We start from the raw sequence: 10,284 nt of genomic DNA, 5'->3' as shown, positions 1-10,284 counted from the left end.
GAATCAAGCAGACTAAAAAAAATATAATAGTAAGACTGCTAATAACATATGCTGTAATATATCTAGTTATTCCTTGCATAGTTTGAACTCAAATAATGTCTCTACTGTAGGTTTATAATCAGTTACTCTATTTTTGTAATTTTGTAGTGAAAGAACTGCTTGCATTGATCAAATGCTGCAGGTATTAGAATCAATATTGGCAGGATAAAGAAACAAGTTAGAAATATAAGTTGGTAACTATAAAAGCGCCTTAAAAGTACTTCTCATCACTGTCTGTATATAGAAAACGACGTTTTTAAGTATGCTTGCTTTTTATGTATACATGAACAGCAATTTTTCTGAAACTCAACCAAATCCTTGTTATCGTTAAGACTTCTAATGCTACGTATACTAAATTTTCTAATAGAATATCTAATTTTTCTAGTATTTCATATCGTCCTTGTATAAGAAGTTGTTCACAAAATAGTAAAAGTTGAAGAAAATTCCTTTTTACCGTAACCTTAGTTACAGTAAGATATAAAATTTTTAGTAGATGTTGTAAACAAATCTTATTTCTTTGATAGCCTTTTGTTTCTGTTGATCTGAGTAGAAGACCTTTCTGCAACCTCATTCTTAGATGTATTTTTAAATCTTTACTATTCCTATTAATAGCACCTTTTAGGTAGTTGTATCTCTGTGTATCTAAAGTCTACTATGCCTTTTTTCCTGCCTTTTTATTTTTCTATTCTCATCGTAGCCTTTAACTCTACTTTTTCTACTGTTTTTTTGACAGATTTACTTTCACTTATAGAGGCTTGGCTATTTATTTCTTCCTATTTTTCTCTTAACTATATTCGAGAATTCATAATTTAATTTCTTAATGATTCCCTACTTCTTCTATTTCCTAAATTGTCAATTCACTGCTTTTCATAACGGAAAATTGCATAATTAGTACTTCCTATATTGGTATTTTGTATGTAGTGTGTGCAAAATTGCATTTAATATTCTTCTTTTGCTATGTTTTGATGATCTCCTTCCTTTTTTGTATAAAGGCTCTGGAATATTCTTTCATTCTGATTCATTCCCTTTTACCTAAATCTATTATCTATTGGATATTTTTCCTCATTTCTCACTCACTGTTCTATTGCTATATACTACTCATATTACTTGATTTGTAGTTAATTTCTAACAAGCAAAAAATTAAACATGTCTCCATAAAATCACAGGAATTAAGGTTTATTACCGGATGTGCTTTCGTATCAAAAAACACCCTATTAGTAAAATAGTGAGTGGAATAAACCACAAAATATAGGTGCTGGGTTTTATAGGTGGAATAGTTATAATTGAATTTCCATAGGAATTTTTTAGCTCTAAAATTATTTGCTTGTCAGTATACCCATTGCTGATTTTTCTACGAATTGCTTTGCGCATATCATATGCAATTTGAGATTCGGATTCAGATAGCGACTCACCAGAACATATTGGACACTTTATTATTTTAAACAAATTAGTTGCTCGTTTCTCCATGACTTTGTCTCTGAGCTCATCATCCAAAGCGAAAGCATTAATATTCAAGCAAAATGTTAATGTAAAAAGTAAGTTAACTGCCGTTCTCATTTTTAGCTAGTTAAGTAATTTTATCTAATTGGTTCATGAAATCAGTGATGGATAATTTTCCAATGAAACTTAATCCTACATCATTGTCATATTTTATTGAAAAANTAATATTGCCATCAGTTGTTTTTTCTGATAAAGAAAATATTAATTTTTCGAACTTATCTAAAATTTTTGAGTCGTTAGTCATAAACGAGATCAATTCTTTATAGTTTGATATGGATATATTGATTTTGTCTTTAAATGAGGATGTAACTAAATCATAATTGTTTATCCTACCATCTGCAGCAATAGCAAAATTATTGCTCTGAATTAAAAATTTTTCTATGTTGAAATTAATTCTTGCAGCTGAGATGTTGTTTACAAACTCGTAATCAAATTTAGTATCAATACTAAGATACCTTTCAGGATTTGCAGTATTCTTATACCGATAAGTATAAAAATCAAATTCTAGCTTATTATTTCCACTCAATTTTTTATCAAGATGAAATTGAATATAATTACTTTTATCATTCACCTCAGTTATAACACTTTGCTGATTTTTTGAGTTAGGTAAAACATCACATTTTAATCCATAGTCTTCATAACGAAGTGTATCTATATAGTCTATTATATTACTACTTCTATTAAACCGCAACAAAGATGGTAAGTCGTTTAGCTTGGCAATGAAATAATTGTTATTATTTGTGTGACATTTTATATTTTCTTTCTTATCACTGGAAATAGCAATGCTGACCTCATTGCTTGGTATATAAATATATACTGATTTATCAAACAGTCTGTTTTTTATTAACAAAGTATCAGACGATATGGTTAATTGTTCGTTGGAGAATTTTGGATTTGTTATGTGGAAAATTAAGCTAGAAGGGAATCCGCTAAAGTCATATGAAATATCAAATTTTTCGTCGTTAATGTATAGTATTGTTCCAGCTAGAAGATTTTTTGTTTTACATGCAGAAAAATACCAAAAACTACTATATGCTGTAGGAATAAACAGGAATAAAGAGATGATAATGTAGATAATGACCTTGCGCATAGCTAATTATTTATTTGTCTAGTGATATATTTCTTGTATTCCTTGGTATGGTTACACATAAACCATCGATGTCTTTTGTAATTTTTATTTGGCATCCAAGCCTTGACGTCTCTGTTAAACCGAAAACTAGGTCTAACATATCATTTTCTTCATCAGATATGGGATTATGTGTTTCTACAGCATCATAAAATTTTGGATCAACAATTACGTGGCATGTAGAACAAGCGAGAGAACCTTCACACGCGCCTTCAAGCAAGTCTGGATCGCTTCTGTGAGCTAAATTAAGCAAAGTTTCTCCCTCTGTAGCCTCATATTTTCTCTCACTTCCACCAGGTAAAATAAAAGTAACAGATGGCATATTACTTTCCTATTAAAATCCTTGCTAATTTTTCTGTATTCTACAGGTAATAATTAATATTTGCAAACTCTTTGCGTTCAGCTTATTAACAACTTATATAATGTTTTTTTAACTAAAACAAGTGATGCAACTGGGCAAGTATAAAAATCAAGGTGTTGCGGTTTTTGGTCTTGGTAAGACTGGTTTATCTGTTATTAATGCTCTAGTAAACTGCGGTACAAGAACATATGCATGGGATGATAATGAGGAACAAATAGTGAATGCAAAAGCAATATATAAGGAATGTAGTTTTATTCATCCTAAGGAGTATAATTGGCATGAAATAAGAACGCTAATATTAAGTCCTGGAATACCGATTTCATATCCAACGCCGCATTGGATAATAAAACTTGCAAGAAACTTTGACTGCAAAATAAAATCAGATATTGAACTATTTCTTGAAGGTAAAGCTAAAAACCAGAAGATAATAGGTGTTACAGGAACAAATGGCAAATCAACCACTACATACCTAATAGGGCATATATTAAAATCTGCAGGAAAAAAAGTAGCTATTGGTGGAAATTTTGGTGTTCCCGTTTTCGACCTGAACAGAAATACAGAAATTTGTGTCATTGAATTTTCCTCTTTTCAGTTGGAGCTAATCAATGAAGTTAATTTGGATATCGCAGTGTTGCTCAACATTACACCAGACCATATAGATAGACATGGAAGTATGGAAAATTACATAGCGATTAAATCAAAGCTGATAAATGGTAGTAGGGTTGCTGCTATAGGGTGTGATAGTGAAATTACTGCTAGTATATTTAACAAATTCACTGGAAACAAAGTTCCCATCTCAGCTTCAATGTCGTTTCAGTATCCAGATACTGGAATACACTTAGAATTAGAGAATCATGTAGGTGATGTAAAGATAAACTTAATATCCAACTCAGAAAACGTAGCAGCTGCGTGTACCGTATGTAAGCTGCTTAAAGTGGATAGCAATATTATTATCGATGGAATCAAATCCTTTTCAGGATTAAAACATAGAAATGAGTCACTTGGCAAAATAGCAAATGTTCTTTTTGTGAATGATAGCAAAGCAACTAATGCTGAATCGAGCGAAAAGGCAATTTTATCTTATAAAAACATATATTGGATTGTTGGTGGGAAAAGCAAAGATGGTGGTATAGAATCACTAAGAAAGCATTTTGCAAACATTAAAAAAGCCTTTCTTATTGGTGAGTCAACTGAAGCTTTTGCAAATACTATAGAAAATAAAATAGATTTTGTAAAATGTTGTAGTCTGGCAAACGCATTTAAACTGGCTTTCAATGAGGCTATAAACAGCAAAGAAGAAATAACTGTATTATTTTCTCCTGCATGTGCTTCTTTTGACCAATGGAAAAATTTTGAAGAACGCGGTGAAGCATTTTGTAGAATGTTTAAAAGTTTTAGGTATAATCACATATACCGTTTAGTGTAATGTTACGTAGGAAAAGATAAGGTGAAGTTAATAGTAGAAAGTTAGTTAGGATCCTTTTATTTGAAGGAGTAAGTCAATGAAACCTTTGTTAAAAGTATGCACAAACCTTAGTCTAGCTAAGTTGCTTTTGTAAATTTTAAAACAGAATAATATAGCACTTTGAAATGTATAGCAAGGAGTTTGAATAGCTTGATGGAAGTTGAACTATGAGGAACTTTAATTTAGTAGATATAAAGTTAGATAGTCAATAGAATTAGTTGTTTAGATACATTTTTTAAACTACGTTGAGCTAAACTAGAGAGTTTTTTAATGTTTTACTGTTTTTTGTATATTAAAGAAAGTGATCGTGAGATTAGCTTTTACGTTGATGGTGCTATTAATTTTAGCTACAGTATGCTTTGTTATACTTTGCTTATGGATATTTTTTAATTTTATTAAGAACAAGTTTATTATATACAGGATTAAAAGCTTATTGGAAAATGAGGTTAATCTTGAGTTGGTAAAGCTATATAGAAAAGAGCTTGTAGGCGAGTATATAGACCAAAAGTTGAAAAAAATATGGAGGATATTGTAGAGTTACTTTTGGAGAGCAAGAAGATTGTAGCGCTATATAGATTTTTAACAAATGGTAAGAAATTAATTTAGGTCAGAATGGCAATGGTAAACGTGCTGCTTGTAAATGATGTATACTAAAAATGTGATTTTAAATACTAACTCTCTTAGAGGAGGAAGTTGCAGCAGAAGTTTTAAAGAGATTTGAAAATTAGGCAATTTATTTAATACTGATTTATAACAATTCTTACGGTTCATTTAAGGATACAACTAATAACCTCTCAATAGGATAGGAGATTTTTTTCACAAAGTGGCTTCTTACAAAATTTTTGAATTTTTGGTTCATGCATTGTGAATTAGGATTTAATCTGCGTAAGGTTATGGAAAATACAAAATGTCCTGTATTAATTACTGCAGAGAAGGTGACACTGTGATTTCGTGGAAAATTTGACTTGTTGCTAAGCTTAGCGATAGTTTACTCAAGAAAGATTCAGAGAAAATATGTTGCTTAAACATGGGTTTAGAATACCTTGTAATTATAAAGATAATATTCATGTCGCTCATAAAGAACATTTAGTTTGTTGTGGGAGTGAAAAAAGTACGAAGAAGAAAATAAATTTATTAGTGATACACATGAATATTTAATAAATAGTAAATTTAATAAAAACTTAAATAAAATACTTGTAAAATAAGCAAATTCTCTAAAAACTTGATAAAAGTAGAACTGAAACCTAATTAATGAATGGATATATACAAACTTAAGTTGATAAAGAAAGAAAAATTATTTTGGCTATTCCATAAGTACGTTCTAAAATTATATTAAAGTTTTTATTATATTCAAAATTTTCGTTTTTCCTAATTTCGAGAATTATCAATGCATCATCACTTAACCAGCTTGAATTAACTAATCCATCTAAAGTTGGGTAAGCTAGATTACTATTGTAGGGTGGGTCTATAAAAACTATGTCGCATTGTGAAATGATTTTTGGTAACTGGCTAGCACTGCAACAAATGAGTGTAATATTGTCTGTAATACCAAAATCTTTGGCTGTTTTTTTAGATAATTGCAAATTATAATAGTCTGAGTCTACCATAAATGCATGTTTGGCACCTCGAGAAAGTGCTTCAAATGAAAAAGACCCACTTCCACAGAATAAATCAAGTACATTTAGATTATAAATAGTTTTTTTTGAAGAAAGTATATTAAATATTGCCTCTCGGACAATGCTCATAGTTGGCCGTACGGCTAAATACTTGCCTGTGACTATTTTTCTTCCACGATACTTTCCTGCAATAACACGCAGCATTCTAAAAGAATTCTAAAATAACTAATTATTTAATAATATGTAATTAATGTCAATATAGCTTTGACAATTTGATCAGGAAGAAAGTTGTAAACACGAGTTCAAGACTTAATTACTTTTTTGATTTATTTGTTATATCTATTATTGAATGACCAATTTCATCCTGTAAGCCATTATAGTCATTTGTTTTATCACGGGCTAGCTCTTCAATTCTGCTTTCTAACTCTAGTTTAATTAGAGTATTAATTTTATCTGTGGTATCGAGAAAACTTTTACATTCTTCATCACTATACTCTTTACCAGATTCTTTTTTTTCAATAAAGAGTTTCTTAAGTTCTGCTAAATCAGAATCCTGGCTAGGATTTAGTACAATATTCCTTTCTATGAAACTAAGATCTGACAGTAGTAAACTGACTTCAAGTAAATCTTTGCTTTTAATGTTTGTAAGATCATCAAGACTGTTCAAAACATTAAACACTTTAAGTTCTTCTTTTGCAACTTCTTGATCCTCGTTATCAAATTCAGACAGTAATTCTTTATTGTCTACGAGTTCCTCACTAAGAACTTTATTGAGCTTTGAAAGATTAATATCATCCTGTTTGATATTATCTAGTAATAAATCTATTTTTGCTCTACGGACATTTAGAATGTCATCATAGTCATTTAACTTTATGTTACCGTTTTTATCCTGGTATAGTTTGTAATAACCAAAACCTTTGAAATTTTTTTTACTAGTTTTCATCGGTGTTCTCATTTTTTTTATATAAATTCATCTTCTGGTATACTAGACTGACTGTTATCATCTTCATCCTTATATTTTTCTGGCTTTCTTTTGTGCCCTATGGTGTAATCATGAAGTTTTTCTAAGAACTCTCGCCTGTGCGATTTTGTTCTATAGAGTAGATTATGATTATAGCTACGTTTTCCTATAGAATCAACACTATGCTTCCAATTAAATTTTATGGCACCTTCTATTGTATAGCCCAAATGTGACCCCATATATCCTTTATAATAGTCTAAATATCTACCAATTCTTCTGTGTATAATATCTTCTTTATCGACTCCAAATGCCTTGTAAATTTTTTCTTCGAGCTTATCAATATTATTCTTAGACGATGTTGCAAATTTTGTTGCTTCAATAGTAGCGCTTGTAAGTTTACGTGGCACATCAATAGCATGTTTTAGCACACTCCCAACTCTTGGTATTCTATCTAGTAGATCAGCTGTACCTCCAGCTAATCTGTCCGGTAAATGAATAGCCCAACTTCCTAAAGACTCTAGTTTCCCGCCAACAAAATTTTGCCACTGCTGTTTGAATCCATTTATTGCACCAACTAAAGGTGATGCTGAATATATGTTAGATATATTATAAACACTGAACCCACCACCAGCAATACTTGAGCCCATCTGTTGTACAAACTCGCGTAAGGAGAACATTAAGAATGAAAGCAAGAATAATATAAAGATTTCTTTTACATCGATTAGATAGCCTTTTTGTATGTCCTTTACCCTTTGGTAATCATTATTTTCCTGATAATTTTTGCAATTCTCACAATCTTTACATTTCTGACAGAATTTACTGTTAGGATTCCTATATAATTCATGAAATTTCAGTACTCTGCAACCTCGATTTTCCACTACACTCTGTAGTAAAGATCTTATTTCGCTTTTAAAATTTGGTCTAATAATTCCCTTTCTATAATCTTCTATTATTTTTTTATAGTCTTCGCATTTTTCTTTATATTGTTGAGATTGACAGTAGCGCTCTGTAATTTCATCATCGATATTACCTATTTTTTTTTCTATATTTTTAATTAACAATAAGATATCGTTCTTTTCTAATGCGTGAGATAAACTATTTGTTAAACGTACTAAGTCTCTTGCACTACAATTCTTGTCAACCACTATATCATTTTCTGCAATATAATGGTCTGCTAGATTATTTTTATTACCTGGAACTGGGTTGAAGAAAGGATAATCTATATAACGGAAACCTTTTTTGATATAATTTGGTGGAAGAAGAATATACCCAGCACCGCCAGTAAATTTTATTGTACCACCTGCTCTACTTAATTTTTCTATGCCCTCTATATCTTTATCTACTTTCAACGGAGCAGTTTCTCCGAGAGAGTAAGGTACAAAAATTTGCCCTGGAGTCCAACCAAAGTACTGCTTATCAACGATACAAAAACCGCCGAGCACCCATCTTGGAGCACATAGTTTTACTTCAAGCCACTTGTTGTAACATACAGTGAAACCTAGTTGTCTATAAAAGGTATTCATTATAATTGAAGCTAGTAATGACAATAAGGTAAATATCATGATTGATTGTAAACAGAAACTGATACAGAATTTTATCCAACCTTCAAATAGACTTTTCAGCGGTGAAAAGAAAATAGAAATCAGAAACAGTGGCATTATAGCTATAAAAAAAGATATGCCTACAAAACCAAAAAGGAATATTATATAGGCATATACACATAGCAAGAAATATAAAACGATTCCTATAAAAATGGCTGGTATCATAATGATACTTGTCCACATTTGATAATGGAAAAATGCTGCAAACTTTTTCCAAACAGAGTAAGCAAAAAACTTGTTGAACATATCCTCCATGAAACTAAACAATTTAACATGAGTTTCATCCTCCTGAGTAAGGTTTCCGGTGTTCATGTTTGGAGCAAAATTAGTGATTATACTTATCAACTGTTCAAGGCTTTTAACAAATAAAACGAAAAAATGATCATAGAAAAACCTAAAACTTCCAGGAGATACAAGCACTATTACTAAAGTGATTTTCATTATTCTGATTAGAATATCATGTTTAGTTTCCTGTATCATGCCAAAAAGATAAAGAAGTGACGAGATTATTATGAATAACACAAGTAAGGAAAGAACGAAATTGTGAAAGCTAGTGCTTTTTTCGGCTATATTCTGAAATACAGCTTGTGCAGCTGTGGAACTGTTACTATTAAAATGCTTTTCACAATTTTCGTTAATCAATAATGCACATTTTAGATAATTATAAATGTAATCAAAGAACCCAATGGCACCTGTTTTTTGTACTCCGCTCAAAAATTCAAAAGAGTAGCCACCTGCATTATTTAAATAATATCTATCTAGTATTTTTACATATATTTTCCATCCCTTTTTTAATTCTAGCATATTACAGTTTCTATCCTTTAATTTAGTTCTATCCCCTTTTTTTAAAGTAAAAAGTCCGCTTCCGTCTTCTGCTATGGAGTTGTAACCTAAATGTATAGTGGGAGATTGAGGATTGCGCATTAATTCTAGGTTATCATTAGGATTTGGATCTATGAATTCTTTCTTGCCACTAGCATTTGTATTAGATCTCCTAAACAAAAAGTAAGCACCATGACCGTTAGTAAACCAACATGGAGCACCACGTAACGCTGTATTTCTGCTATCATCCTCATTAACGCACTTACAATTTACAGTGCAATTTGCGTTATAATTACTTGAAAATTTCTGTATACTAGATTTATAATCATTGCAAACTAAATAAAAGCCAGGTAAACTATTATCACCTTGCTCACCTTCGAATTTAGTTGTGTATTTCAACTGCTCTAATTTTTGCAAGCTATAGTTATCTTTAGATTCTTTTCTATTGTTATTGTTCCAAGATATCCATGCACCATTAACTCGCACTACTAAATCATCTCCGTTGGTTTCGAGTCCTGTATCTTTCCATTTTACTACTTGATTGGGGTGAAGACCATTATTGAATTCTCCAGTATTATGGTCAATGACTTCTCCATTTTCTTGGATGAAAGCATCGTGATCATCTGAAAAGTGGGCGCTTACTGTAATGGGTTCAGGACCAAAATAGTCAGCAGATATGCACCTTGGAAAGGGCATATCGTTCTTGTCACAACTTGTTATTAGTGCATAAGTTGCAAGAAGTAGTAATCTAAAACAAAATTTGCTTAAGCGTAACTGCATATCTAAATTTTTT

Annotated in this window: 8 protein-coding genes; 2 read left to right on the top strand and 6 right to left on the bottom strand. The window is 30.9% G+C overall.

Going from position 1 to position 10,284, the window contains the following annotated elements:
* Nucleotides 1-1,218: 1,218 nt before the first annotated feature.
* From HSX44_RS02945 to HSX44_RS02935, 3 genes are all read right to left on the bottom strand, one after another.
* A complete protein-coding gene (locus HSX44_RS02945) occupies nucleotides 1,219-1,596 on the bottom strand; it encodes a cytochrome c-type biogenesis protein (protein ID WP_014868761.1) in 378 nt (125 codons plus the stop codon).
* Between the two features lie 10 nt (nucleotides 1,597-1,606).
* Nucleotides 1,607-2,629 (bottom strand): hypothetical protein, encoded by a 1,023-nt coding sequence (locus HSX44_RS02940; RefSeq protein ID WP_275602235.1) that lies wholly within the window; start codon nucleotides 2,627-2,629, stop codon nucleotides 1,607-1,609.
* 10 nt (nucleotides 2,630-2,639) lie between these two features.
* A complete protein-coding gene (locus tag HSX44_RS02935; protein ID WP_275602234.1) occupies nucleotides 2,640-2,987 on the bottom strand; it encodes a ferredoxin family 2Fe-2S iron-sulfur cluster binding protein in 348 nt (115 codons plus the stop codon).
* A gap of 124 nt (nucleotides 2,988-3,111) precedes the next feature.
* On the opposite strand from HSX44_RS02935, the gene murD reads away from it, so the two are divergent.
* Together murD and HSX44_RS02925 are read left to right on the top strand one after the other, a co-directional pair.
* Nucleotides 3,112-4,452, top strand: coding sequence for a UDP-N-acetylmuramoyl-L-alanine--D-glutamate ligase (murD, locus tag HSX44_RS02930; protein WP_275602233.1), 1,341 nt, complete (start codon nucleotides 3,112-3,114; stop codon nucleotides 4,450-4,452).
* Between the two features lie 367 nt (nucleotides 4,453-4,819).
* Nucleotides 4,820-5,026, top strand: coding sequence for a hypothetical protein (locus HSX44_RS02925; RefSeq protein ID WP_275602232.1), 207 nt, complete (start codon nucleotides 4,820-4,822; stop codon nucleotides 5,024-5,026).
* A 736-nt stretch (nucleotides 5,027-5,762) separates the two neighbouring features.
* On the opposite strand, the gene rsmD is transcribed toward HSX44_RS02925, so the two are convergent.
* From rsmD to HSX44_RS02910, 3 genes are all read right to left on the bottom strand, one after another.
* A complete protein-coding gene (gene rsmD, locus HSX44_RS02920) occupies nucleotides 5,763-6,311 on the bottom strand; it encodes a 16S rRNA (guanine(966)-N(2))-methyltransferase RsmD (protein ID WP_275602231.1) in 549 nt (182 codons plus the stop codon).
* A 109-nt stretch (nucleotides 6,312-6,420) separates the two neighbouring features.
* The gene (locus tag HSX44_RS02915; RefSeq protein WP_275602427.1) at nucleotides 6,421-7,050 is read right to left on the bottom strand and encodes a WD_0853 family protein; all 630 of its coding nucleotides are present in this window, start codon (nucleotides 7,048-7,050) and stop codon (nucleotides 6,421-6,423) included.
* 17 nt (nucleotides 7,051-7,067) lie between these two features.
* A complete protein-coding gene (locus HSX44_RS02910) occupies nucleotides 7,068-10,271 on the bottom strand; it encodes a TrbL/VirB6 family protein (protein ID WP_275602230.1) in 3,204 nt (1,067 codons plus the stop codon).
* Nucleotides 10,272-10,284: the final 13 nt, after the last annotated feature.

Origin of the sequence: Wolbachia endosymbiont of Onchocerca gibsoni (assembly GCF_029169405.1) — a bacterium.
Lineage (GTDB): Bacteria > Pseudomonadota > Alphaproteobacteria > Rickettsiales > Anaplasmataceae > Wolbachia.
Note: the sequence above shows the minus strand (reverse complement) of the source record. Positions and strands in the feature narration are given on the sequence as shown.

Coding starts and splice junctions, on each gene's coding strand:
- HSX44_RS02945 (WP_014868761.1), bottom strand. CDS start 1,596: ATGAGAACGGCAGTTAACTTACTTTTTACATTAACATTTTGCTTGAAT.
- HSX44_RS02935 (WP_275602234.1), bottom strand. CDS start 2,987: ATGCCATCTGTTACTTTTATTTTACCTGGTGGAAGTGAGAGAAAATAT.
- murD (WP_275602233.1), top strand. CDS start 3,112: ATGCAACTGGGCAAGTATAAAAATCAAGGTGTTGCGGTTTTTGGTCTT.
- HSX44_RS02925 (WP_275602232.1), top strand. CDS start 4,820: ATGGTGCTATTAATTTTAGCTACAGTATGCTTTGTTATACTTTGCTTA.
- rsmD (WP_275602231.1), bottom strand. CDS start 6,311: ATGCTGCGTGTTATTGCAGGAAAGTATCGTGGAAGAAAAATAGTCACA.
- HSX44_RS02915 (WP_275602427.1), bottom strand. CDS start 7,050: ATGAAAACTAGTAAAAAAAATTTCAAAGGTTTTGGTTATTACAAACTA.
- HSX44_RS02910 (WP_275602230.1), bottom strand. CDS start 10,271: ATGCAGTTACGCTTAAGCAAATTTTGTTTTAGATTACTACTTCTTGCA.